This is a genomic window from Bacillus sp. LR_5, assembly GCF_042709275.1.
Genome location: NZ_JAVAXX010000072.1, coordinates 1 through 25,526, shown reverse-complemented (window position 1 = coordinate 25,526; position 25,526 = coordinate 1). Strand labels below are relative to the sequence as shown.

The following is a 25,526-nucleotide window of genomic DNA, read 5'->3' as shown; positions in this document are numbered from 1 at the left end:
CATCATTTATTTTTTCATTTTTGCGTTTGGTTTTGTTTTGCCCGATCTGCCCGGTGTTTTTATTGTGGTTCCGTTATGGGCGGTGACCATTATTCATGGCTTTAAAGTGCGCCCGCTGTATTTGATTCAGCTGGATGTCTACAAAGATCATGTGGAGGCGCGGGCTTTTGCCGAGGCAAGAAGTGAAGCCGAGAGCAGATTTCATGCACCGAAACAGTCTATTCAGGATATACATATTCGCAAAGAACAGTAAGAAAAAAAGCTCAACACTCGCATTGTGTTGAGCTTTTTATATGTTACTGCTGGTAGGATTGCTGCTGAAATGGCGTGTTTTGGCCGAATGGAAGTGTAGACACATTCGTATTCATGACGCTGGCTTGTCCAGTAAGTTCCTGTTGCATTTGGTTGCACATGTTGACAACCTGCTGGCACTTTTGAATCGCCATATCATGCCCGTGCAGTGCTTGCTGAATGGTATGTGCAGCTTGTTGTTCGTGGTTTAGAATCTGCTGCAGCATTTGGATGTTTTGCTGTTCCTGATGAAGCATTTGGCGATATTGCTGGCTGCTTTGCTGTGTTTGCTGAATGAGCTGCTGAGCAGTTTGGCGGCATTGGTTCAGCTGCTGCAAGCCGTGTTGTGTATTATGCATGAATGATCCCTCCATGTGATCGATTGACGTGAGTCGGTATTATCATGCAACCTGAATGAAAAGAAATTCTGTCAAAGAGGAACTACAATTATTTTCCTCAGCCCCTCTATCTTTGAATGAAAACGGTAAAGATTGTATACTGGGTACAAACCCTTTTTATGTAAATGTTCCGTTTTAACACATAAGAAATGCGGAAAACGAAACCCTGAGATGGGAGAATCGTATTCCGCTTTTTTTCTTTGTTTCGCTCAGAAACCGCCTTCCCCTGCAGTAAATGGGATATTCAGCCGGTTTTCTACTGTGCGGAGGCGCTGATTGAGCCGATTTAGGCGGCGTGTATGGCGTTCAACAGCCTGGCTTAGCTGATTGACCTGTTCGGCAATCCGTGCAATTTCCCGATTTTGACGGCGGTCTTCGTTTGTCAGACGGGTTAATTCTCTTGACTGCTGTTCATTTTGCCGTTCAAGTGCTGCGATTCTTCTTTCCAATGCCGGCTGTCTATCCATTTGGTATGGATCGTATACATCCTGCTGCGGATAAGGATTGTACTCATAGTGGCTATAGTAAGGTTCCTGCTGAGGCAGCTGAGGGCTGTAATATTGATAAGGGTTCATTATGATCAATCTCCTTGTGGGTGAATTCCTTATAACTTATGTAGTCCTTGGCACAGTGGCACGGCATTCGCCCAAAAAAAGGAGGAAAGGATGGTGATCCCCTTGAGAAACAAATATGGCATTTTGTTTTTAATTGCTGTATGCATCATGGTATCGGGCTGCCAGCAGCAAAAAGAAGAGACGCCGTTTTATTACGGAACGTGGGATGAGGGGCTTGCCCCCGGGCCAACGGACGGCGTGAAATCAGCAACAGTCACATTTACCGAAGACGAGGTTGTGGAAACGGAAGTGATGGAAGGAAGAGGAGAGGTACAGCTGCCTTTTATGGCATACAAGGTGATTTCCCAAAGCACTGACGGGTCTATCGAGATTCAGTACCTCGGCCCCTATTATCCGCTCAAAAGCACGCTGAAAAGAGGAGAAAACGGGACATTGATATGGGAGCAAAATGGCCAGACAAAAACGATGACAAGAATCGAATCAAAGACCGGCAGGGAGGAGAAAGATGAGAAATCAAAAAGCTGAAAGACTGGTGGCAGCGGGGCTTGTTTTACATATTATTCAGTGGATATTTATATTATGGGCTTTTCTCAAAGTCAAACATTTATTTAGTGACTATACGATCTATAACCCCAATGTCATCAGCGGCTCCATGCAGTCCTTATCGTTTATACAAATGATGCGCGCTATGATGTACTCAGGGGCAATCGTGAATTATGTATTGTTTTTTGCCCTTGTATTGCTGATTTATGGCATAGTGCTTCATGCCATCCTGATTGTTCTGGAAATGGCGGCTTACGTCATGATCAGACGGAATCCATCATCTTCATGGGGGTTCTTTTTCATCGCGGCGGGTGTGAAGCTTGCCATCTTGAATATAACCGGCATTCCTTTTCTAGCTGCCGGCTTTCTGCTGATGAAACAGAAAAAAGCAGAAAACGGCGTCAAGGCAGAAAGAAAGCGGAAACCGCGCTTGCGTATCCGAAGACAAGGGCGGCGTCTAAACAGAATCCGGAGAAAACCATCTCTTCCGGTTGAATATCAAAAAGAAAAAACGATATGATGGGACTATAGCCTGAAAACGACATGAAGGAGATGCAGGATGTACAAACTAATTGCAATTGATATGGATGGAACACTTTTAAATGATCATCATGAAGTAACAGAGGAGGTCCGCGACGCCCTTCACGCGGCAAAAGCGGAAGGTGTCAAAATTGTGCTTTGCACCGGCCGGCCTATCGGGGGTGTGCAGAGATATTTAGATGAACTGAATTTAATTGAAGAAGGCGACTATGTTATTGCGTATAATGGAGCACTTGTTCAAAATACGCATACAAATGAAGTGGTCTCGGAGCTGTCTCTCGGTTATGATGATTTGACTTCATTATATGACCTGAGCTTAGAGCTGAAGACGCCGATGCATTTCTTTGACTCATCTAATTTGTATACGCCTAACCGGGACATTAGCGAATTTACCGTATACGAATCCTATGTGACACAGGTGCCGCTTCATTTCCGCAAAATTGACGAGGTGCCAAAAGATATCCTCATCCCGAAAGTGATGTTTATTGATAAACCGGAGAACTTAAGCCGCGTCATTACATCGATTCCGAAAGACGTGAGAGAAAAATATACAATGGTCAGAAGCGCGCCTTTCTTTTATGAAATTCTGCACTCGGAAGCCAGCAAAGGAAATGCTGTACGCCAGCTGGCTCAGCTGCTTGGAATTGAACAGGCGGAAGTCATGTGCATAGGCGACAACGGGAACGACCTGACAATGATCGAATGGGCGGGCTGCGGGGTTGCCATGGCAAACGCCATCCCAGAAGTATTGGAAGCCGCAAACTTTCAAACGCGCTCCAATAATGAACATGGTGTTGCGCATGCGATTCACGAGCTTGTTTTGGCTAAATAATAAAAAATCCAGCCTTCTAAAGGCTGGATTTTTTCGTTTTATTTGATGTAATGTCAATTCTTTGACGAACCGATTTGACTTTCGTTATGCTGATAAAACCAATTCGTTCACAATATGTATGATATTAATCTGAATTGAAAAGGGGACTGATCAAATGTGCACAAGTCTTACATTGGAAACTGCTGACCGGAATCATTTATTAGCGAGAACAATGGATTTTGCATTTCAGCTGGGGACAGAGGTGATTCTCTATCCGCGCCGTTACAGTTGGAATAGTGAAGCTGACGGAAAGGCCCATCAGACACAGTACGCATTTATCGGTATGGGAAGAAAACTTGGTAATATTTTATTTGCAGACGGCGTTAATGAAAACGGTTTATCGTGTGCTGCACTTTATTTTCCGGGCTATGCGGAGTACGAAAAAACGATACGGGAAGATACCGTTCACATTGCCCCGCATGAGTTTGTGACATGGGTGCTGTCAGTCTGTAAGTCTTTGGAAGACGTAAAAGAAAAGATTCGATCTTTAACGATTGTAGAGAAAAAATTAGATCTATTGGATACAGTTTTACCGCTTCACTGGATATTGTCAGACCGGACGGGCCGAAGCATGACGATAGAACCGAGAGCAGACGGCCTCAAAGTCTATGATAATCAACCTGGTGTCATGACGAACAGCCCCGACTTTATATGGCATGTAACCAATCTGCAGCAATATACAGGAATCAGACCGAAGCAATTAGAGAGCAAAGAGATGGGCGGATTAGCCCTTTCTGCTTTTGGCCAAGGCTTAGGAACTGTTGGTCTGCCGGGGGATTATACACCGCCTTCCCGGTTTGTCAGAGCTGTTTATTTGAAAGAACATCTAGAGCCGGCGGCCGATGAAACGAAAGGTGTAACAGCCGCTTTTCAAATTTTGGCAAATATGACGATACCAAAGGGCGCAGTGATAACGGAAGAAGACGAAATTCATTATACGCAATATACTTCCGTGATGTGCAACGAAACTGGAAACTACTATTTCCACCACTATGACAATCGGCAAATCCAAAAAGTAAATTTATTTCATGAAGACCTAGACCGCCTTGAGCCTAAAGTGTTTTCTGCTAAAGCAGAAGAAAGTATTCTAGAACTTAATTAAGATTCAATTAGCTGATTTCGGTATGAATCCGGGATCAGCTTATTTTTTTATGTGATGTCTCAGCTTCTGAATGAGTGGGAAAATGGACCGTTCTACGACGGCGACCACGCGCGTTTATTAGCAAAGAGCAAAAGTGGCGGCAAAATGCGTATGGTCGGAAGTAGAGATAAGGTGCAAGCTACATTTATATAAAACTTTGGATCAAAACGAGTCTCAGCATGCATCAGACTGGTTTTGCCAGTATACAGGTTGCACAAATGCCGCCCCATGATCCCGCGAGTTTTCAGCTTAAAAAGAAAAATTTAATCTTAACTCATTGACAAACGTCCAAGACAAAGGTACATTTTGATTTATTCATATTAAACAACTAGGAATATAGGAGTTTATTTTTCGGATTATTCAGCCTAAAAACATGATAAAAGGAGTATCGTCATGACAAGCAAAAAGAAACAAATCAAATTAGGGGTATTTTTAGCAGGTACAGGCCATCATGTTGCGTCTTGGCGGCACCCGGACGCGCCGTCAGATGCGAGCATGAATTTGGATTATTTTAAACAGCTTGCGAAAACAGCGGAGCGAGGCAAGCTGGATATGCTGTTTTTAGCGGACAGCCTTTCAATTGACAGCAAATCACATCCAAATGTATTAACAAGGTTTGAGCCATTCACCCTGCTCTCTGCTTTGGCGCAGGTCACATCAAAAATCGGACTGACAGCAACAGCCTCCACTACATACAGCGAGCCATTCCATATTGCCAGACAGTTTGCGTCATTGGATCATCTGTCCAACGGCCGTGCCGGATGGAACGTTGTCACTTCATCTATTGAATCAACAGCGCTGAATTTCAGCGGTGAAAAGCACCTCGAACACCATTTGCGCTATCAGCGGGCAGAGGAATTTGTCGAAGTTGTAAAGGGGCTTTGGGATTCATGGGAAGAGGACGCCTTTATCCGTAATAAAGAAACGGGTGAATTCTTTGACAAAGAAAAAATGCACGAGCTGAACCACAAAGGAGAATATTTCTCGGTTCGCGGACCTCTGAACGTTTCAAGAACGCCGCAGGGCCAGCCGGTCATTATCCAGGCAGGATCATCAGGAGACGGAAAAGCGTTGGCTGCCAGAACAGCAGAAGTGATCTTCACAGCACAAAACCACCTGGAATCAGCTCAGGAATTTTATCAATCCATTAAAGAACAGGCTGCGGAATTCAGACGTGATCCAGAAAAAATTGCCATCATGCCGGGTATTTTCCCAATCATTGCCGATACAGAAGAAGCAGCGCAAGCCAAATACAAGGAGCTTCAAGATCTGATTATCCCATCTGTCGGTCTGCAAATTCTCCAAAATTACTTAGGCGGAATTGATTTGTCGGCATATCCGCTTGATGGGCCGCTGCCGAAGCTTGACGCAGAAGCTTCCAATGCGGTGAAGAGCCGCTTCAAGCTTGTTCAGGAGATGGCTGAACGTGACAATATGACGATACGAGAGCTTTACAAATACGTTGCAGGCTCCAGAGGCCACCATATCTTCGTCGGCACGCCGGAGCAGCTCGCCGACAAGATGCAGGAATGGGTGGATACGAAAGCGTGTGACGGGTTTAACATCATGCCTCCGCTTCTTCCAGAAGGAATTGAAGTGTTTGTTGATCAAGTGGTTCCGATTTTACAGGAGCGCGGCGTGTTCAGAAAAGAATATGAAGGCACAACATTACGAGAGCATTTCGGTTTGGAAAAGCCGGTAAACCGCTATGCAAAGTAAGGAGGAACGCTAGATGAAGCCACGATACCGCCTTGCAGTTGAACGTGATGCCGAACAGCTTCTCGAGCTGACATTGCGGGCTTATGAACCGATTCGAAAGCTCGGCATTCGTTTTGCTGCCGCTCATGCGGATTTGGATTTGGTGCTGAAAAATATTCGGGAAAATGCTTGCTACGTCATGGAAGAAGACGGGCGGATCATCGCGACCATCACCTTGAGAATGCCTTGGGGAAAACAGCCGGGACCGTATGGCGTTCCGCATATCTGGTGGTTTGCTGTGGACCCCGGCACCGGAAAAAAAGGAATCGGAACAAAGCTGCTTCAATGGCTGGAGGAAACAATCCTTCGCGATACGTTAAAGGTTCCGTTTGTCTCACTCGGAACAGCGGATAAGCATCCGTGGCTGATTGAGATGTACGAACGAAAAGGATATGTCCGCTCAGGTGAACAAGACCTTGGAAAAGGGCATATCACAGTCTATATGAAAAAACAATTGCGACATGATCTATAAAAATAGAAAAGGCGGGAAAATCCAATGAAGATGAAAAAATGGACAGTGCTGGTCGTTGCTGCATTATTAGCGGTGCTCTCAGCTTGCGGCAATGGAAACAGCAGCAGTAAAGAGGATGACAATGTGCTTCATGTCGGTGCGACAGGACAAAGTTACCCATTTGCTTATAAAGAAAACGGAAAGCTGACAGGCTTTGACGTGGAAGTGATGGAAGCAGTCGCTAAGAAAATTGACATGAAACTGGACTGGAAGCTGCTTGAATTCAGCGGGCTGATGGGAGAGCTTCAAACAGGCAAGCTTGACACCATTTCCAACCAGGTAGCTGTGACAGACGAACGTAAGGAAACGTATAACTTTACGAAACCATACGCTTATGCGGGAACACAGATTGTCGTCAAAAAAGACAATACAGACATCAAATCAGTAGACGATTTAAAAGGCAAGACAGTCGCAGCCGTTCTCGGTTCAAACCACGCGAAAAACCTTGAAAGCAAAGATCCTGATAAAAAAATCAATATCAAAACGTACGAAACACAAGAGGGTACGCTGAAGGATGTTGCGTACGGCCGTGTAGACGCTTATGTCAACAGCCGAACTGTATTGATCGCGCAAATCAAGAAGACCGGTTTGCCATTAAAGCTTGCAGGAGATCCGATTGTTTACGAACAGGTTGCATTCCCATTTGCCAAGGACGATGCGCACGACAAGCTCCGCAAAAAAGTCAATAAGGCCCTAGATGAATTGCGTAAAGACGGAACACTGAAAAAACTCTCTGAAAAATACTTTAATGAAGATATCACAGTAGAACAGAAGCATTAAGAAACGGCGGTGACTCACCAGAATGAACACGATTGATTGGGAATTCATGATATCAGCGTTCCCGACTTTAATTCAGGCCCTTCCGATCACCTTGTTTATGGCAATAGCAGCTATGATTTTTGCCATTATCGGAGGACTTATTCTCGCACTCATTACAAAAAACAAAATTCCAGTGCTTCATCAGCTGTCAAAGCTGTATATATCCTTTTTCCGAGGCGTGCCGACACTTGTACAGCTGTTCTTAATCTATTACGGGCTGCCGCAGCTATTTCCAGAGATGAGCAAAATGACAGCTCTCACAGCTGCCATCATCGGGTTAAGCTTAAAAAACGCAGCTTATTTGGCAGAAATCTTCCGGGCCGCCCTCAATTCTGTTGATGACGGGCAGCTGGAGGCGTGCCTGTCTGTCGGTATGACAAAATTTCAGGCATACAGACGGATTATTTTGCCGCAAGCGATCCGAAATGCGATTCCGGCAACGGGCAATACATTTATCGGGCTCCTGAAAGAAACGTCACTGGCCTTTACATTAGGGGTCATGGAGATGTTCGCCCAAGGGAAGATGTACGCTTCAGGAAACCTCAAATATTTTGAGACGTACTTGGCGGTTGCGATCGTCTATTGGATTCTTACCATGATCTACAGCATGTTGCAGGACTTGTTTGAACGTGCCATGAGCAAGCCATACCGGACTTAGAGGTGAAATCAGTTGATAACAGTAAAAAATATTCGCAAAGCGTTTAAAGATCTCGTCGTGCTCGACGGAATCGATCTAGAAGTGAAACGCGGAGAAGTGGTGGCAATCATCGGTCCGTCCGGTTCCGGAAAGTCAACGCTTCTCCGGTGCTTAAATTTATTAGAGCGTCCGGATCAAGGACTTATTGAAATCGGAGAAGCCAAACTGAACGCGGAAAAGTTTACACGCAAGGAAGCATATCGGCTTCGCCAGCAAACGGCCATGGTCTTTCAAAACTACAATCTGTTTAAAAATAAAACGGCTCTGCAAAACATTACAGAAGCTTTAATTGTGGCTCAACATAAACCACGCGACGAAGCGAAACGTATTGGAATGGAGATTCTGAAACAAGTCGGTCTGGAGCATAAGGCTGACAGCTATCCGATCACAATGTCCGGCGGCCAGCAGCAGCGAATCGGCATTGCGCGGGCGCTTGCGGTCAATCCGCATGCGATTTTGCTGGATGAACCAACGTCAGCGCTTGACCCTGAGCTCGTCACAGGGGTGCTTCAGGTCATCAAGTCCATTGCGGAAAAACAAACAACGATGATCATTGTTACACACGAAATGGCGTTTGCAAAAGAGGTCGCTGATAAAGTGATTTTTATGGCAGACGGCCATATTATCGAGCAGGGAACGCCAGAAGAACTGTTTGACCATCCGAAAAACGAACGGACGAAACGATTTATCAAGCAGGTGGGAGAGCCTGCAGAGCTTATATAAGAAGGGGAGAAGAACAATGGCCGACAAAGCGTTTCATACCCGTTTAATCAATATGCGGCGTGATCTTCATGAACATCCTGAGCTGTCATTTCAAGAGGTTGAAACGACGAAAAAAATCCGCCGCTGGCTTGAGGAGGAGCAAATCGAAATACTTGATGTTCCTCAATTGGAGACTGGCGTGATTGCAGAAATCAAAGGACGGGAAGACGGCCCCGTGATAGCAATACGAGCGGACATTGACGCGCTCCCGATCCAAGAACAGACGAATCTCCCGTTTGCATCTAAGGTTGATGGCACAATGCATGCGTGCGGACACGATTTTCATACTGCTTCTATTATTGGCACAGCGATTTTGCTGAATCAAAGAAAGGCCGAGCTGAAAGGTACAGTCCGCTTTATCTTTCAGCCGGCCGAAGAAATTGCCGCAGGAGCAAGAAAGGTTCTAGAAGCTGGCGTACTTAATGACGTTTCTGCGATTTTCGGCATGCACAATAAGCCGGATCTGCCTGTCGGGACCATTGGTGTAAAGGAAGGTCCGCTCATGGCAAGTGTTGACCGATTTGAGATCGTCATCAAAGGGAAAGGCGGGCACGCCGGCATCCCAAATAACAGTATTGATCCAATCGCTGCAGCCGGACAAATCATCAGCGGGCTGCAATCTGTGGTCAGCCGCAATATCAGCTCACTGCAAAACGCAGTCGTCAGTATCACAAGAGTACAGGCGGGCACCTCGTGGAACGTAATTCCAGACCAAGCTGAAATGGAGGGAACGGTTCGAACCTTTCAAAAAGAAGCGAGGCAGGTTGTTCCGGAGCATATGAGACGAGTGGCTGAAGGAATTGCAGCGGGCTATGGGGCACAAGCAGAATTCAAGTGGTTTCCTTATTTGCCTTCCGTTCAGAATGACGGCACATTTTTGAATGCGGCATCCGAAGCTGCGGCACGGCTTGGCTATCAAACCGTTCACGCTGAGCAGTCTCCGGGCGGAGAAGACTTCGCTCTGTATCAAGAGAAGATTCCGGGATTTTTTGTCTGGATGGGAACGAACGGGACGGAGGAGTGGCATCATCCGGCCTTTACACTGGATGAAGATGCCCTTACGGTTGCCTCTCAATACTTTGCGGAGCTGGCGGTTATTGTATTGGAGACCATCAAATGAGCAAACAAGGGCTGACAGCAGGTCTTGCAGCGGCTGTGAGAACGTCACAACCTGAGTATTCAGTTGACGCGATTCACGAAGCAAAAAAAGGATTACTTGATTTTACTGCTGCTTCATTCGCAGGAAGAGAAGATAAAGGCATTCAAAAGCTCCTCCGTCTGATAGAGGATGAAGGAGGCCGGCCCCTTGTTCCTATTATCGGACAGGGCAAAAAGGCCGCACCATTACAATCCGCGATGCTGAATGGATTTATCGCCCATGCATTGGATTTTGATGATGTCCACTCCGATGTAAGAGGACACCCCAGTGCAGTCATCGTACCGGCCCTTATTGCTTCTGCCGCTCGCGGACATGACGAGCGGCTTCTTGGCGCTTATATTGTTGGTATTGAAGTGATGGCACGGCTGGGAGAATCAATTGGCAGCCGCCACTATGAAAAGGGCTGGCATAATACAGGAACGCTTGGTGCCATCGCTGCTGCCTGCGCCGTAGGTTATGCTGAGGAGCTGACTCAGGAAGAGTTGGAAAAAGCAATTGGTTTTGCGGCTACGCAATCTGCTGGGATGAGGGTGCAATTTGGAACAGAAATGAAACCGCTGCACGCCGGTTTGGCGGCTCAGGCTGGCTTGCTGGCCGTTAAGCTGGCCCAATCAGAATTTGGCGGGTCCCGCACGGCACTTGATGGAGAAACTGGTTTCTTCAGTCTGTACGGTGACGTTGAAAAAGCACAACACACTTTGCTAAACGATTGGGGGGCACCGTGGAGAATTGTGCAGCCGGGTCTATGGTTTAAAATCTATCCATTTTGTTCCGCGGCACACCATGCTGCAGATGCGGTACGACAGCTTATCTCCGAAGAAACCATTTCTGCGGCCAATACCGAACGTATTGAAGTGATATTTCCGCCAGGCGGAGATGCTGCATTGACGGAACGATCTCCAAAAACTGGAGAGGAAGGCCGTTTCAGCGTTGAATATGTGATTGCTCTTGCTTTGCACGGACACGGCCTGACCGTTGAACATTTCAACAGCCAGCCGATCCCAAACGGCATTCAAACGACAATAGGGCATATTCAGCGCGTATATGACAATGCTACTCAGCCGGCTCCCCGTGCCGTTCCAAAAGGCCGTTTTACGATTGTCCGGGCCTATTTATCAGACGGCCGGATTTGCGAAGCGCGTGTGGACTGCCCAAAAGGGGCGCCAGGAAATGAGCTGTCTGAAGAAGACATAATAGAAAAATTGACATTAACGGTCCCGCAAGAAAAAGCGCGGAGCATCATAACAGCCGTTGAAAAAGCCGATATAAAAGAATTTTTAGCTCATATTGAATAAGATCAACTCTATTCGGTGATTTCAGATGATATGATAAAACCAATCATACGTTTGAAAAAGGAGAAAACCATGACGGTGAATGACGCGGTTGTATTCATTTTGGCTGCCTTTTTACTATGGGGAGCGGCGGATTATTGTTTGGGAAACAGATGGGGGCTAGGCGAGCGGTTTGCGGCCGGGTTTAAGGCTATGGGGCCGCTGGCGCTGTCCATGATCGGAATTGTGTCGCTGGCGCCCGTGCTGGCAGCAATCCTGATTCCCATTGTTGCTCCGTTTTACACAGCGATTGGCGCGGACCCTTCTTCCTTTGCGAACACCATTTTGGCGATTGATATGGGAGGATATGCGCTGGCTGGAGAAATGGCGAAAGATCCGGAGGCCGGGCTGTTTTCATGGGTGTTTTTAGGAACAATGATGGGGCCGGCAATCGTCTTCACGATTCCCGTCGCTCTTGGCATCATCGAAAAAGAGGATCATCCGTATTTTGCGAAAGGCATATTAATCGGGCTGTGCACAGTGCCGATCGGTTGCTTAATCGGCGGATTATGCGCAGGCTTTGACATCGGCATGATAGGTAAAAATCTTCTGATCCCGAGTCTGTTATCTGCTGTCATCGCTTTTGGGTTATGGCGATACACCGACAGAATGATTCAGTTGTTTCATCTCTTCGGGAAAGCGGTCAGTATGGTTGCGATTATCGGGCTTGCAGCTGTTTCTGTTGAAACGATGACCGGCATTGTGCTGATTCCGGGAATGGAGAATGTCGAGACAGGGATACAAACGACAGGGACCATCGCCATTGCTCTGGCAGGGGCGTTTCCGATGACGGCTTTTATTACAAAAACCTTTAAAAAACCGCTACAGGCCCTGGGAAAACACCTTCATTTAGATGAGACAGCAACAGCAGGCTTGGTGACCTCTTTGGCGCACCATATCCCAATGCTGGCTTCATTAAAGGATATGACGCCGAGAGGAAAGGTCATCAATGTCGCGTTTGCGGTCAGCGGCGCCTTTGTACTCGGCAGCCACCTCGGTTTTGTGGCTGGAATGAAAAAAGAAATGGCGGCGGCCATGATCATTGGGAAATTAGCAGGCGGAGTCACAGCTGCCGCAGCGGCTGCTTGGATGACACCTGCACAATCAGCTAATCAGCAAAAACGTATCTCAGCCGGCCATAGCTGAGGCAGAAGCTGTTTCAACTTTGTCCAATCGGGAATGTTACAGTAAAGATTTCTGTGAAAGAGGGTTGGACACATGGCGGTGAAAGACCGGTACATGTCAAAAATAAAACAGGAAACCAAGCCTTGGATCAAACGATTCGGGAGGCTTGGTTATTTTGCATTCGGCGGCGTTTTTATTCTGCTTGGGGTTTTGGCCTTTATGACGGCTGCCGGGGCAGGCCGCGCGAAAGATTCGAGCGGAGCGCTCCAAACGCTATCACGCATGCCGTATGGGTCACTATTGCTTTTTTTAATAGGTATTGGCCTTATCGGCTATGTGATCTGGATGGTGTTAAGCGCAATCAAGGACACGGAGGGGCACGGAAACAGCAGGCGAGGCCTGTCACGGAGAATAGGAAACTTTTTCAGTGCCGCCGTTTATACATCCATCGCTTGGAATGCCTTGCGATTTGTGTTTGGCCAAGGGGACGGCGGCACTTCAGAACAGACGTGGTCCGCTTATGTATTGGAGCAGCCATTCGGCCAATGGCTCACAGGGCTTACGGGTGCGGGTTTTATCGTATTTGCGATTGTTCAATTTATGAAAGGCGTTCGGGCTGCTTTTATGAAAGAATTTGATACGTCAAAAATGAACAAACAAATGATATGCATCACGAAAAACACCGGACGCGCAGGCAATATCGCCCGGGCCATTATTTTCTCTGCTATCGGCTACTTTCTCATCAAGACAGCCATGACCGCTGATCCCGACGACACAAGAGGCTTTGACGGCGCGCTCGCCGAACTCGCGCAGCAGCCGCATGGCAAATTGATTCTGTCTATATTGGCATTAGGCCTGATCCTATATGGAATGTACGCCATTATGAAAGGCATTTATCAGCATATGACCTGGGAGAAGTAAGCTCTGGGCAGGTCCGCGCCCAGAGCGTTTTTCAGTTTCTTAGAAATCAGGTGGATGAAAGTTGGCGCCAGCCTGTATAATAAAAGCAAATCAAAAGCAGTTTTATCAGGACTGATCCACAGGGAGGTGCGGAATGGATCGGGAAAAACAACAATTAAGCATAGAAGCGGCAAGGCTTTACTATCAGTCTGACTACAGTCAGCAGCAAATTGCTGAGCAGCTCAACATTTCAAGGCCAACCGTTTCCCGGCTGCTGCAATATGCAAAGGAAAAAGGGTATGTCCAGATTCGCGTCATGGACCCTTTTGAGGATTTGGATGCGCTCGGTTCCATACTTGAAGAGAAATACGGGCTCCTTGAGGCGCATGTTGTGTTTTCCCCGACACCCGATTATGCAGGAATTACACATGACCTAAGCCGCTATGGTGCAGAATATATGCATGAAACGGTAAAAGACGGCGACATTGTCGGCGTCAGCTGGGGAACTACCATGTATCAAATCGCGCAAAATATGCAGCCGAAGCAGGTAAAAGGCGTCGAGGTCGTCCAGCTGAAAGGCGGCATCAGCCATTCCCGGGTAAACACGTATTCAGCTGAAACGATTCAGCTGTTTGCAGAGGCTTTTCAAACGATGCCGCGCTATCTTCCGCTTCCCGTCGTGTTTGATAATGCGGATGTGAAGCGAATGGTGGAGGAAGACCGTCATATTGAGCGGATCATCGAGATGGGAAAGCAGGCGAATATCGCTCTCTTCACGGTGGGGACTGTCCGTGACGAAGCGCTGTTGTTCCGGCTCGGATATTTTAACGAAGAAGAGAAAGCCCTGCTGAAAAAACAGGCCGTGGGGGATATTTGTTCACGCTTTTTTGATGCGAAAGGGAATATTTGCAGCAGCGCCATCAATGACCGGACCATCGGTGTTGAGCTTGAAGACCTCAGGCTGAAGGAACGCTCCATTTTAGTTGCCGGCGGAAGCAGAAAAGTATCTTCCATTCACGGAGCATTAACCGGAAAATATGCCAACGTTTTAATCATTGACCAGCATACCGCGAGGGCGCTTGTTAATGATTTGTGACACGTTCAAACCTTTCATTGAACAAAATTTCAATTACCAATTTACATATGTTCAAAAGTCGGTTATGCTAAAAAATATCTTAACAAAAAAGGAAGTGTGCGAAGGATGTCATTAGCCAACATAATTGATCATACAGCTTTGAAACCGCATACACAAAAAGCGGACATTCTAAAACTAATTGAAGAAGCGAAAACATACAAATTTGCTTCAGTATGTGTCAATCCGACATGGGTGGAGCTTGCTGCAAAAGAGCTTAAGGGAACTGGAGTCGACGTTTGTACGGTCATCGGCTTCCCGCTCGGTGCCAATACAACTGAAACAAAAGCGTTCGAAACAAAAGACGCCATTTCAAAAGGCGCCACTGAAGTGGATATGGTCATTAATATTGCCGCTTTAAAAGACAAGGAAGACGATGTGGTGGAAGCTGATATCCGCGGTGTAGTGGAAGCTGCAGCCGGAAAAGCGCTTGTCAAAGTCATTATCGAAACGTGCCTTCTGACTGATGAAGAAAAAGAACGTGCATGCCGTTTAGCGGTGTCTGCGGGAGCGGATTTCGTAAAAACATCAACAGGCTTTTCTACAGGCGGCGCAACGAAGGAAGATATCGCCTTAATGCGCAAAACAGTAGGACCTGATATCGGCGTGAAAGCATCTGGCGGCGTCAGAACGAAAGAAGATGTAGACACAATGGTTGAGGCTGGAGCAAGCCGAATTGGCGCCAGCGCAGGCGTTTCTATCGTAAAAGGAGAAAATGCATCAGGCGGAGACAACTATTAAGAGCTGACGGAAGGCAGACTGCTTTCCGTTTTCTGAGGAAACAGTGATTGTAAGCGAATACAAATAAAGGAGAAACACATATGAAGTATTTGATTGGGATTATCGGTTTAATCGTGTTTTTAGGCCTCGCGTGGATCGCGAGCAGCGGCAAAAAAAGAATTAAGATCCGCCCAATTGTTGTTATGCTCATTTTGCAATTTATTCTTGGCTACATTCTCCTCAATACCGGGATAGGGAATTTCCTCGTGGGAGGATTTGCAAAAGGATTCGGTTACCTGCTTGAATACGCGGCTGAGGGAATTAACTTTGTGTTTGGCGGCTTGGTGAATGCGGACCAAACGACATTCTTTATGAATGTTCTCTTGCCAATCGTGTTTATTTCCGCTCTGATCGGGATTCTGCAAAAGTGGAAAGTCCTCCCGTTTATCATTAGATATATCGGCCTTGCCCTCAGCAAGGTAAACGGTATGGGAAGATTGGAATCGTATAACGCAGTGGCTTCTGCGATTTTAGGGCAGTCAGAAGTATTTATCTCCTTGAAGAAAGAACTAGGTCTTTTAAATCAGCAGCGCTTGTACACGCTTTGCGCATCTGCGATGTCAACTGTATCAATGTCGATTGTCGGCGCGTATATGACAATGCTGAAACCGGAATATGTTGTAACAGCGCTGGTCTTGAACTTATTTGGCGGTTTCATAATTGCTTCTATTATTAATCCGTACGAGGTTGCAAAAGAAGAGGATATGCTTCGTGTTGAGGAAGAAGAAAAACAATCCTTCTTCGAAGTGCTCGGAGAATACATCCTTGACGGTTTCAAAGTAGCGGTTGTCGTCGCTGCGATGCTGATTGGATTTGTCGCGATTATCGCCTTGATCAATGGCATTTTTAATGCAGTATTCGGTATTTCGTTCCAAGGCATTCTTGGATATGTGTTTGCTCCATTCGCTTTTCTTGTGGGTATCCCATGGAATGAAGCTGTTAATGCGGGAAGCATTATGGCAACAAAAATGGTATCGAATGAATTTGTCGCCATGACGTCGCTTACGCAAAACGGTTTCCATTTCAGCGGCCGTACAACAGCGATCGTATCGGTATTCCTTGTGTCCTTTGCGAACTTCTCCTCAATCGGAATCATTGCCGGTGCCGTAAAAGGACTGAATGAAAAGCAAGGAAATGTCGTCGCTCGTTTCGGCTTGAAATTATTATACGGTGCTACGCTTGTCAGCTTTTTATCAGCAGCAATTGTGGGCTTGATTTACTGAACTTAATCGAAAAGGATCGGTGACCAAACATGAGAATGGTAGATATCATCATCAAAAAACAAAACGGAAAAGAACTCACCACTGAAGAAATTCAATTTTTCGTGAACGGCTACACAGACGGAAGCATTCCTGATTATCAGGCAAGCGCGCTTGCTATGGCGATTTTCTTCCAGGATATGAGTGACCGTGAACGCGCGGACTTGACGATGGCTATGGTGAACTCCGGTGAAACGATTGATCTTTCTGCCATTGAAGGAATTAAAGTGGATAAACACTCCACCGGCGGCGTCGGCGACACGACAACACTCGTTCTCGCTCCGCTTGTTGCGGCTCTTGACGTGCCGGTTGCCAAAATGTCCGGCCGCGGCCTCGGCCATACGGGCGGCACGATTGATAAGTTAGAGGCAATCGACGGCTTCCACGTGGAACTGACGAAGGATGAATTTATTAAACTTGTGAACCGCGACAAGGTTGCGGTCATCGGCCAAAGCGGCAATTTAACGCCGGCTGATAAAAAACTGTACGCGCTTCGTGATGTAACGGGAACGGTCAATTCCATTCCGCTCATTGCAAGCTCGATTATGAGCAAAAAAATCGCTGCCGGGGCGGACGCCATCGTGCTTGACGTAAAAACGGGTGCGGGCGCCTTCATGAAAACAGAAGAAGACGCAGCTGAACTTGCCAAAGCGATGGTACGCATCGGAAATAACGTCGGCCGTCAAACAATGGCTGTCATTTCAGACATGTCCCAGCCGCTGGGCTTTGCGATCGGAAATGCGCTTGAAGTCAAAGAAGCGATCGACACACTCAAAGGCGAGGGACCTGAGGATCTTCATGAGCTTGTCTTAACGCTCGGCAGCCAGATGGTTGTGCTTGCGAAAAAAGCCGATACATTGGACGAAGCAAGAGCGAAGCTGGAAGAAGTCATGAAAAACGGCAAAGCACTTGAGAAATTCAAGGATTTCCTGAAAAACCAAGGCGGCGACAGCTCAATTGTTGACGATCCGTCTAAGCTTCCGCAAGCCGCATATCAAATTGATGTGCCCGCCAAAGAAGTGGGTGTCGTCTCTGAAATCGTTGCGGACGAAATCGGCGTCGCAGCGATGCTGTTAGGTGCCGGTCGCGCCACAAAAGAAGATGAGATCGATTTAGCCGTCGGCATCATGCTCCGCAAAAAGGTCGGGGACAAAGTAGAAAAAGGCGAACCGCTCGTGACGCTTTACGCCAACCGCGAAAACGTTGATGAAGTCATCGCAAAAGTCTATGACAACATCCGCATCGCTGCGGAAGCGAAGGCGCCGAAGCTGATTCATACGTTAATTACAGAATAAAAAATAAAGCACATCCCATCCTGAGCGGGGTGTGCTTTTTTGATTACAGGATGTGATCAGCCTGATATTCCTCTTGGTTGATTTTTTTCGCTTTTGTAACATTTCTTTTGAAATGGTAGATCAGATAGCAAAGGATGATACAAGGAACTCCGCAGAAAAGTGCGATTCTTTGATTGGGATCAAAAGCAAGACCGATACAAGAAGCAGAACATAATAAGAGAGCGGCTATAGGCATAAGAGGATAAAGCGGCGTGCGAAATGTCAGATCTTTTACATTCCCCCCTTTTTTCAAAAATCTCTTTCGAAACAAGAGCTGGGACAAGGCAATGCTCATCCAGACCACGACTCCTGCAAATCCAGCAATTGCGACCATCACCACATAGACAGTTCCAGGGGCCACGATACTGGAAACGAGAGATAAACAAGATACAGCCATACTGATCATTAAGGCATTTAAAGGAATGCCTTTAGAGGTCACTTTCTTAAAACGGGAGCTGATCATGTTTTCATTTGCTAACGACCACATCATACGGGTTGAAGCATATAGGCCTGAATTGGCGACGGACAGCAAGGCTGTTAATATCACGAAATTCATAATATCAGCAGCGTAAGGGATTCCGATCTCCGCAAATACGGCTACAAACGGGCTTTCAATCACGCCTGCGTCCTTCCAAGAAATCAACCCGGATAATATGAAGACAGCGCCAATGAAAAAAATCACGGTTCTCCATGCGACATTACGGATGGATCGCGGTATATCCTTTTGAGGATTTGCTGATTCTCCTGCTGTAACGCCGATTAACTCTGTACCGGAAAAGGCGAAGCTCACAGATATCATCGCGATAAAAACGGCGAGAAAGCCATTTGGAAACAACCCGCCATGATCTGTGAAGTTTGACAACATAGGAGCATCCGCCGTTCCGTTTAAAGAGATCAGGCCAAACATGGCGGCTCCTCCTAAAATGATAAATAAAATAATGGTGACAATCTTTACGCTGGAAAACCAAAATTCAGTTTCCGCAAATAACTTAACTGAAAATGCGTTGCATATAAAAAGAAGGGCTGCAAAAATCGCACTCCACATCCATACACTGCTGTCAGGGAACCAGCGCTGCATGAGAATACCGGATGCGGTAAACTCAGAGCCTACCGTCACCACCCAATTGATCCAGTACATGATGCCGACCATAAAACCGGTAGATGGACCGATAAATGTTGTAGCATATTTTTGAAAAGAGCCGGTCACCGGCATGGCAACCGACAATTCGCCGAGACATTGCATGACGAGGTACATCATCAACCCGCCGATTACATAAGCGAGTATCGTACCGCCGGGTCCGGCTTGATGTAGCGTATAGCCCGTACTGAGGAAAAGTCCTGTGCCTATGACGCCTCCCAATGAGATCATAAATAGGTGCCTGCTTTTCATTGTGCGTTTTAGCTGTTGGCTGCTGTTCTCCTGAAGATTCACTGTCTCGCCCTCCTTTTAGCTGCCATTCATTAGGCAGATGAGTTTCCTATACCCAAAATACAACCTGCCAGAAGATCACTTGAATGGGGAGAGTTTCATTCCTTTTAATGCGTGTAACAGAACATGAGCTGCAGCTCTGCTTGTCATATCTCGAAAATCGAGGGTAGGATCGACTTCAACAATTTCAATCCCGGCAACATTGGGCTGTTGTGCGATGTACTTGACTGCTTCAAGCAATTCGTCTGTATAGAGGCCGCCCGGGCCAATCGCTGGACAGCCGGGTGCATGGGACTGGTCTAAGACATCCATGTCAACAGATATAAAAATGAAATCTGTTCTATCTTGAACAACAGGCAAAATCTCTTTTATCGTTGGGATTAGTCCTTTTTCGCGGATCATGTCCATCGTGTGAATGTTCACGCTATGTTTTTTTGCATATGCTTCATAGGCCTGGCTGTTGCTGAATTCTCTGATACCCAGCTGGATCAAATGTTGACCTTCAATGATCTCTTCATCCAAAAGGCGGCGGAAGGGGGTGCCGTTTGTCGGCCCCCCGTCCTCCGTATTGCGTACATCGTGATGGGCATCAAATTGAATCACCGCTGTCGTTCCTTTCGTTTGTGCTATCGCTTTTATGGTGGAGTAGCTGATAGAGTTATCTCCCCCAAGTATGAGCGGCACCCAATCCGGATGATCCGAAAGCAGAGCGTGCATGGTTTGGAAAATGTGATGATGTGACTTTACGATATCAGTGACATGAATATCGATATCCCCCAGATCATATAGAAGCTCTGATACGACGTGCTCTCCAAGCTCAGCAGAATAGGCTGATGAATGTTTCAGAGCCTGGCGTATTGTTCCGGGTGCAAAGGAAGCGCCTGAATGACTGATGGAGGATTTTGATAGGGGGACACCTATCAACGCCGGTCCCTTAATGTCCTGGCCGTCCCATGTTGCGATCAGGTCGCTCATTTTTGTGACATCCCGGTCTTTAAACGAAGATCCGGCCTCTCTGAGAAAAGGGTACTTATCCAAGAATGGCTCCCTCCTTGTTGACAACAATTGTTCCGTTTTTCATGACTTGATGTACATGATTGACCCCGTAGTGATACGGAATATACATATAGTTCGAGGCTTGCCAAATGACTAGATCAGCTGAGCGGCCGACTTTGAGCTGACCGGCTTCTTCTCCTTTCCCTATGGCGTATGCGGCATTGACTGTGACCGCGTGCCATATTTCTTCTGCAGTCATCTTCAGATGAAGCGCGGCAATGGACATAATCAGCTGGATATTTTCAGTCGGCGAGCTGCCAGGATTAAAATCCGTTGCCAAGCTGACACATACACCTTCATCAATCATAGCTCTAGCCCTGGCGTATGTGCTTTTGCCAAGATAAAATGTCGTGCCCGGCAAGAGGACGGCGATCGTTCTTGCCTCAGCCAATTTCTTTATGCCTTCGTCCGATGCACCTACCAAATGGTCGGCTGAGACGGCCTTTAGCTCACCTGCTAATTCAGCACCTCCAAGCGGATCGATTTCATCTGCGTGTATTTTTAATCCGAAGCCTGCCTCAGCTGCTTTTTGTAAATAACGGCGGGATTGGCTGACTGTAAAAACGCCTGTTTCTGTAAAAATATCAGCAAAGCTGGCGAGCTCCTGCTCTTTGATTTCCGGCAAAAGGGAAAGCATTTGATCCAGAAATTCATCTGGATCGTTTTGATATTCGGGAGGAATCGCATGGGCTCCCATAAATGTGGAAACAAGGTCAACAGGCTGGCTTTCATGCAGTTTCTTTGCGACACGCAACTGTTTGAGCTCTGTCTCTTTTTCCAAGCCGTAGCCGCTTTTCACTTCTGCTGTGGTTGTGCCGTAGGACAGCATTCTTTGCAGATGAAAATGGGCTTTTTGCAGCAGCTCTTCTTCTGAAGCCGCCCTGGTATCCTTGACTGTAGACAGAATCCCGCCGCCCTGCGCCAGAATATCCAAATATGAAATGCCCTGAAGCTTAAGGTTCATCTCCTTTTCACGAGATCCGCCAAATACAAGATGGGTGTGCGGATCAACGAGGCCAGGCGTTACAAGGCGTCCCGAACAGTCAATGATTTCGTCTGCCTCGTAACCGGCTTCAGCCCCTTTTTGTCCGGCGAACACAATTTTCTGTTCATGGATGCCGACAACAGCGTCTTCGATCACATGAAGATCCTGCATGCTTTTGCCTGCCCGCGGACCGCTGCTTTCCATCGTCAAAAGCTGACCGATGTTGATGAGAATCGTATCAATTTGCTTTGGCATGTCATCACTCCTTTATTTTTGCATCGGCACGATAATGTCCTGTTCCTTCGCTACTTCAACGGCACGTTCATAACCCGCATCCGCATGACGGATAATGCCCATTCCTGGGTCGCTCGTTAAGACCCGCGCGAGCCGCTCGTCAGCCAGCTCACTTCCATCGGCCACTGCAACCATGCCGGCATGCAGGGAATAGCCCATTCCGACGCCGCCGCCATGGTGGAAGGAAACCCAGCTTGCACCCGCCGCCGTGTTGACAAGCGCATTTAGCACAGCCCAATCACCAACAGCGTCACTTCCGTCTTTCATCGCTTCTGTCTCCCGGTTTGGAGAGGCGACAGACCCGCAGTCCAAATGATCTCTCCCAATAACGACAGGCGCTTTTAGCTCCCCGGTTCTAACCAGCTCGTTAATGGCGAGGCCCATCTTTTTTCGTTCTCCATATCCAAGCCAGCAAATACGGGACGGCAAGCCTTGGAAGGTGACTTTTTCCTGTGCCATATCAATCCAGCGGTGAAGGGCTTTATTTGTCGGGAACAGCTCTTTTAATAACGCATCCGTACGGTAAATATCTGCCGGATCTCCGGAAAGCGCCGCCCAGCGGAACGGCCCTTTTCCTTCACAGAATAAGGGGCGGATGTAGGCAGGGACAAACCCAGGAAAATCGAAGGCATTCTCCAGCCCTTCATCCTTTGCGACTTGCCGGATATTGTTGCCGTAGTCAAATACAATAGAGCCCTTTTGCTGAAAGGCCAGCATGGCTTCGACATGTTTTTTCATGCTTTGCTTCGCAAGGCGCACGTAAAGATCTGGATTGTCTTGACGCAAACGGTCAGCTTCATCAAGGGAGTAGCCTTCGGGAACATAACCGATTAAAGGGTCATGGGCAGATGTCTGATCTGTCACAATATCAATTTTGACGCCTCGGTTCAAAAGTGTGTGATGCACCTCAGCCGCGTTTCCGAGAAGCGCAATGGACAAAGGTTTTCCTGCCAGCTTTGCCTCTTCAGCCCAAGCTAAGGCTTCCTCAATCGATGCTGTTTTTCGATCGCAGTATTTTGTTTCCATCCGCTTGTCGATGCGTTTCTCGTCAACCTCGACAGCAATGACGACGCCTTCATTCATCGTGACAGACAGCGGCTGTGCGCCTCCCATTCCGCCGAGACCCGCTGTCAGCGTCAACGTTCCTTTTAAGCTGCCCCCAAAGTGCTGTCGCGCCAGCTCAGCGAAGGTTTCATAGGTTCCTTGCAATATGCCTTGTGAGCCAATGTAAATCCAGCTGCCAGCCGTCATCTGTCCGTACATCATTAACCCTTTTTTCTCAAGTTCGTGGAAATGCTCCCAGTCTGCCCACTTCGGAACAAGAACAGAATTTGCTAGGAGCACGCGCGGGGCCTGCGGGTGTGTACGGAACATGCCAACGGGCTTTCCGGATTGCACGAGCAATGTTTCATCATTTTTTAATGTTTTCAAGGAATGCTCAATGGCGTGAAAAGCGTCCCAATCCCGTGCGGCTTTGCCAATCCCGCCATATACGATGAGGTCCTCCGGCTTCTCGGCGACTTCTGGATCAAGGTTGTTTCGAAGCATCCGAAGCACTGCCTCTTGCTCCCATCCTAAGCATTCAAGCTCTGTTCCTCTGTTGGCACGGATTGATTTTTTTACATCAGTCATATGTTCATCCCCCTTAGTTCTTTATTCTGATGATCAGGTATTAAAGATTCCTTCTTCAGCCAGTCAGTCAAGCGTTCAATGTCATAGGAAAAAACACGGTCCTGCTGAATGGACGGCACGACTTTTCTCATTTCCTGAAAAAGCTGTTTCGTATAGGACGCTGCATGTTCTATGCCTCTGTATTCAACAGCCTGCAATGCGCAAATCGCTTCGATCGCAATGACTCTCCTTGTATTTGCGATCACCTGATAAGCATGCCGAGCGGCGATGGTTCCCATGCTGACATGGTCCTCTTGGTTGGCGGATGACGGAATGGAATCCACACTTGCAGGATGGGCCAGTGTTTTATTTTCAGAAACGAGTGAGGCCGCGGCGTACTGCATGATCATTGCACCGGATTGCAGACCGGGATGAGGGCTCAGGAACGGCGGCAGATCATTCAGCTGCGGATTCACAAGTCGTTCGATCCGGCGCTCTGCGATATTCGCAAGCTCTGATATTGCGATTTTCAGAAAATCCATGGCAAAGGCGATCGGCTGTCCGTGAAAGTTTCCGCCGGAAATCACTTTGTCACCGTCATTGAAAATGAGTGGATTGTCTGTAGCTGCGTTCATTTCAATCTCTAATTTTTCTTTGACATAGCCTAGTGTCTGCCAAGTCGCACCGTGTACTTGCGGAATACAGCGCAATGAATAGGCATCCTGAACCCGCAGTTCTCCCTGAGAGGTTGTCAGGCCGCTGTCAGACAGATAGAAGCGAATTCGTTCTGCGACATCGATCTGCTCCTGATAGCCGCGGGCTGAGTGAATATCCTCGTCAAATGCATCGATAATTCCCCGCAAACCTTCAATCGTTAAGCTGGCAATGCGTTCTGTTTGATAGGCTAGTTTCTCAGCTTCAATGTAGGCGACCACTCCCATTGCAGTCATGGCCTGAGTCCCGTTAATCAAGGCAAGCCCTTCCTTGGATGTCAGCGTTACCGGTTGAATACCGGCTTTTTTCAAGCCTGTCATTGCCGGCATTCTTTCCCCCTCAAAAAAGACCTCTCCTTGCCCGATCAGCGCAAGCGCCAGGTGGGAAAGCGGCGCCAGATCTCCGCTTGCGCCAAGTGATCCTTGCTGAGGGACGACAGGATGGACGCGTTTATTTAAAAAAGCAAGCAACTGTTCGATCAGCTCAGCGCGTACACCGGAAAAGCCTTTTAACAGCGCATTGGCGCGCAAAAGCAGCATTGCCCTGGAAACACACTCAGGAAAAGGGTCGCCGACTCCGCAGGCATGAGAAAGGATTAAATTCAGCTGCAGCGCCGCGGAGTCTTCTTTTTGAATCAGGACATCGCTGAATTTGCCAAATCCGGTGTTGATGCCGTAGATTGTCTTTTCGTCGCGTACAATCCGTTCCACTGCTGCTCTGCTTTTTTTCACGCGCTCCATACTTTCCTCAGAAGCCGCTGCCTCCTCAAAATCAAACAGCACACGAGCGACGTCGGCTGTTGTCAATGAAGAACCGTCTAAAGTCACCATAAGCCCAACTCCTTTTTCTTTACTTTGGTAAAGCGCCCATACAAAAAGGAGCTATGCTGTGAACATCTGTTTTCACGCATAGCCCCCTATCGTCTAAGATCTATGGGCTGTTTCATATGTGATTAATTCCAACACCGAATGTCTCGTGCTCAAGACCTTTAATCGGCGCACCGATTGTTCCGTAAAGCGAGACAGCAATCCAATCGCCTTCCGCTTCACTTTCATAAGGATTTCCCCTCAAAACGGCAAACCTCAAGCCCACCGTCCGAAGCAGCGATCCCAGCAGCATTTCACCTCTGGTCACGCCATGCAATGCCTCCATCGTCGCATGATAAAGCGCATGTGACTCCCGATAACCCTCAGATTGAATGACACCGCTCTTTTTGGAAGCGGTTTCAATTGCGGCTACTACTTTATGCGCGTCCATTGATCCTACCTTGCCAAGACAGACCTTCCATCCGTCTCGCTCCAGCTCCTCAACCTGCGTACTTTTTTCCGCCTCATTCAGCAGCAGGAGAACAGACAGCCGGCCGATCCGACGCTCTTTATGCAGTGTCATATGAATCACTCAATTCCTAAAAATTCTGATAACTATTAACTGAGTATTATATTAATTGGTTCAGCAGCAGAAGTCAAAAGGTTTTTTACAGTCTTTAACAAGTTAGATTGCTATTGTAATAG

The 25,526-nt window shown here is 47.4% G+C and carries 25 protein-coding genes and 1 pseudogene; 18 read left to right on the top strand and 8 right to left on the bottom strand.

Translation table 11 applies throughout. The annotated features are described in order from the left end of the window. Window positions 1-253 (top strand): annotated as a pseudogene (locus RAC86_RS16260) (hypothetical protein); the annotation flags it as partial. A gap of 43 nt (window positions 254-296) precedes the next feature. Here the strand turns inward: RAC86_RS16260 and RAC86_RS16255 are convergent. Beyond that, a complete protein-coding gene (locus RAC86_RS16255) occupies window positions 297-650 on the bottom strand; it encodes a hypothetical protein (protein ID WP_029726150.1) in 354 nt (117 codons plus the stop codon). Between the two features lie 248 nt (window positions 651-898). Beyond that, window positions 899-1,264, bottom strand: a complete 366-nt coding sequence (gene cotNE, locus RAC86_RS16250) for an inner spore coat protein CotNE (protein ID WP_003227093.1) — start codon at window positions 1,262-1,264, stop codon at window positions 899-901. Window positions 1,265-1,354: 90 nt separating this feature from the next. On the opposite strand from cotNE, the gene RAC86_RS16245 reads away from it, so the two are divergent. From RAC86_RS16245 to RAC86_RS16165, 17 genes are all read left to right on the top strand, one after another. After that, window positions 1,355-1,789: a DUF3255 family protein gene (locus tag RAC86_RS16245; RefSeq protein WP_015715009.1), complete on the top strand. Its 435-nt coding sequence runs from the start codon at window positions 1,355-1,357 to the stop codon at window positions 1,787-1,789. Beyond that, the gene (locus tag RAC86_RS16240; protein WP_003242636.1) at window positions 1,770-2,327 is read left to right on the top strand and encodes a hypothetical protein; all 558 of its coding nucleotides are present in this window, start codon (window positions 1,770-1,772) and stop codon (window positions 2,325-2,327) included. The genes RAC86_RS16245 and RAC86_RS16240 overlap by 20 nt, the downstream gene beginning before the upstream one ends. A gap of 39 nt (window positions 2,328-2,366) precedes the next feature. Further along, window positions 2,367-3,179 (top strand): sugar-phosphatase, encoded by an 813-nt coding sequence (yidA, locus tag RAC86_RS16235; protein WP_003243315.1) that lies wholly within the window; start codon window positions 2,367-2,369, stop codon window positions 3,177-3,179. A 154-nt stretch (window positions 3,180-3,333) separates the two neighbouring features. After that, window positions 3,334-4,320, top strand: a complete 987-nt coding sequence (gene yxeI / locus RAC86_RS16230) for a penicillin V amidase (protein WP_326149821.1) — start codon at window positions 3,334-3,336, stop codon at window positions 4,318-4,320. 432 nt (window positions 4,321-4,752) lie between these two features. Beyond that, the gene (locus RAC86_RS16225; protein ID WP_377885867.1) at window positions 4,753-6,078 is read left to right on the top strand and encodes an LLM class flavin-dependent oxidoreductase; all 1,326 of its coding nucleotides are present in this window, start codon (window positions 4,753-4,755) and stop codon (window positions 6,076-6,078) included. A 13-nt stretch (window positions 6,079-6,091) separates the two neighbouring features. Then, window positions 6,092-6,589: a sulfur-containing aminoacid acetyltransferase SnaB gene (snaB, locus tag RAC86_RS16220; protein WP_029726154.1), complete on the top strand. Its 498-nt coding sequence runs from the start codon at window positions 6,092-6,094 to the stop codon at window positions 6,587-6,589. Between the two features lie 24 nt (window positions 6,590-6,613). After that, window positions 6,614-7,408, top strand: a complete 795-nt coding sequence (locus RAC86_RS16215; RefSeq protein WP_003227109.1) for an amino acid ABC transporter substrate-binding protein — start codon at window positions 6,614-6,616, stop codon at window positions 7,406-7,408. A 22-nt stretch (window positions 7,409-7,430) separates the two neighbouring features. Further along, window positions 7,431-8,105, top strand: a complete 675-nt coding sequence (locus RAC86_RS16210) for an amino acid ABC transporter permease (RefSeq protein WP_014481396.1) — start codon at window positions 7,431-7,433, stop codon at window positions 8,103-8,105. A 12-nt stretch (window positions 8,106-8,117) separates the two neighbouring features. Further along, window positions 8,118-8,867: an amino acid ABC transporter ATP-binding protein gene (locus RAC86_RS16205; protein WP_015715005.1), complete on the top strand. Its 750-nt coding sequence runs from the start codon at window positions 8,118-8,120 to the stop codon at window positions 8,865-8,867. Window positions 8,868-8,883: 16 nt separating this feature from the next. Further along, a complete protein-coding gene (gene sndB / locus RAC86_RS16200; protein WP_263723555.1) occupies window positions 8,884-10,026 on the top strand; it encodes an N-acetyl-sulfur-metabolite deacetylase SndB in 1,143 nt (380 codons plus the stop codon). Beyond that, window positions 10,023-11,360: an MmgE/PrpD family protein gene (locus RAC86_RS16195; RefSeq protein ID WP_377885866.1), complete on the top strand. Its 1,338-nt coding sequence runs from the start codon at window positions 10,023-10,025 to the stop codon at window positions 11,358-11,360. Before sndB ends, RAC86_RS16195 begins: the two co-directional genes overlap by 4 nt. 69 nt (window positions 11,361-11,429) lie before the next feature. Then, window positions 11,430-12,542, top strand: a complete 1,113-nt coding sequence (gene eutH, locus RAC86_RS16190) for an ethanolamine utilization protein EutH (RefSeq protein WP_377885865.1) — start codon at window positions 11,430-11,432, stop codon at window positions 12,540-12,542. A gap of 72 nt (window positions 12,543-12,614) precedes the next feature. Beyond that, entirely contained in the window at window positions 12,615-13,442 is an 828-nt protein-coding gene (locus tag RAC86_RS16185) for a DUF1206 domain-containing protein (RefSeq protein ID WP_106073232.1), read from the top strand. Between the two features lie 133 nt (window positions 13,443-13,575). Then, window positions 13,576-14,517 (top strand): DNA-binding transcriptional repressor DeoR, encoded by a 942-nt coding sequence (gene deoR, locus RAC86_RS16180; RefSeq protein WP_015250869.1) that lies wholly within the window; start codon window positions 13,576-13,578, stop codon window positions 14,515-14,517. A gap of 105 nt (window positions 14,518-14,622) precedes the next feature. Then, window positions 14,623-15,294, top strand: a complete 672-nt coding sequence (gene deoC, locus RAC86_RS16175) for a deoxyribose-phosphate aldolase (protein ID WP_003227127.1) — start codon at window positions 14,623-14,625, stop codon at window positions 15,292-15,294. Window positions 15,295-15,374: 80 nt separating this feature from the next. After that, window positions 15,375-16,556 carry a nucleoside permease NupC gene (gene nupC, locus RAC86_RS16170; RefSeq protein ID WP_003244143.1) on the top strand — a complete coding sequence of 394 codons (1,182 nt, stop codon included), beginning with the start codon at window positions 15,375-15,377 and terminating at the stop codon, window positions 16,554-16,556. Between the two features lie 29 nt (window positions 16,557-16,585). Further along, window positions 16,586-17,887, top strand: a complete 1,302-nt coding sequence (locus tag RAC86_RS16165; protein ID WP_110109537.1) for a pyrimidine-nucleoside phosphorylase — start codon at window positions 16,586-16,588, stop codon at window positions 17,885-17,887. A gap of 43 nt (window positions 17,888-17,930) precedes the next feature. Here RAC86_RS16165 and RAC86_RS16160 read toward each other — a convergent pair whose 3' ends face one another. The 6 genes from RAC86_RS16160 to hutP form a co-directional block, all read right to left on the bottom strand. Beyond that, entirely contained in the window at window positions 17,931-19,358 is a 1,428-nt protein-coding gene (locus tag RAC86_RS16160) for an amino acid permease (protein ID WP_048655067.1), read from the bottom strand. Window positions 19,359-19,433: 75 nt separating this feature from the next. Then, entirely contained in the window at window positions 19,434-20,393 is a 960-nt protein-coding gene (gene hutG / locus RAC86_RS16155) for a formimidoylglutamase (protein ID WP_048655066.1), read from the bottom strand. Then, window positions 20,386-21,651 carry an imidazolonepropionase gene (hutI, locus tag RAC86_RS16150; protein ID WP_024571659.1) on the bottom strand — a complete coding sequence of 422 codons (1,266 nt, stop codon included), beginning with the start codon at window positions 21,649-21,651 and terminating at the stop codon, window positions 20,386-20,388. Before hutI ends, hutG begins: the two co-directional genes overlap by 8 nt. A 12-nt stretch (window positions 21,652-21,663) precedes the next feature. Further along, window positions 21,664-23,322 carry a urocanate hydratase gene (gene hutU / locus RAC86_RS16145; RefSeq protein ID WP_048655063.1) on the bottom strand — a complete coding sequence of 553 codons (1,659 nt, stop codon included), beginning with the start codon at window positions 23,320-23,322 and terminating at the stop codon, window positions 21,664-21,666. Continuing rightward, entirely contained in the window at window positions 23,319-24,845 is a 1,527-nt protein-coding gene (gene hutH, locus RAC86_RS16140) for a histidine ammonia-lyase (protein WP_377885864.1), read from the bottom strand. Before hutH ends, hutU begins: the two co-directional genes overlap by 4 nt. Window positions 24,846-24,957: 112 nt before the next feature. Continuing rightward, entirely contained in the window at window positions 24,958-25,404 is a 447-nt protein-coding gene (gene hutP / locus RAC86_RS16135; RefSeq protein ID WP_338382697.1) for a histidine utilization transcription antiterminator HutP, read from the bottom strand. Window positions 25,405-25,526 lie beyond the last annotated feature (122 nt).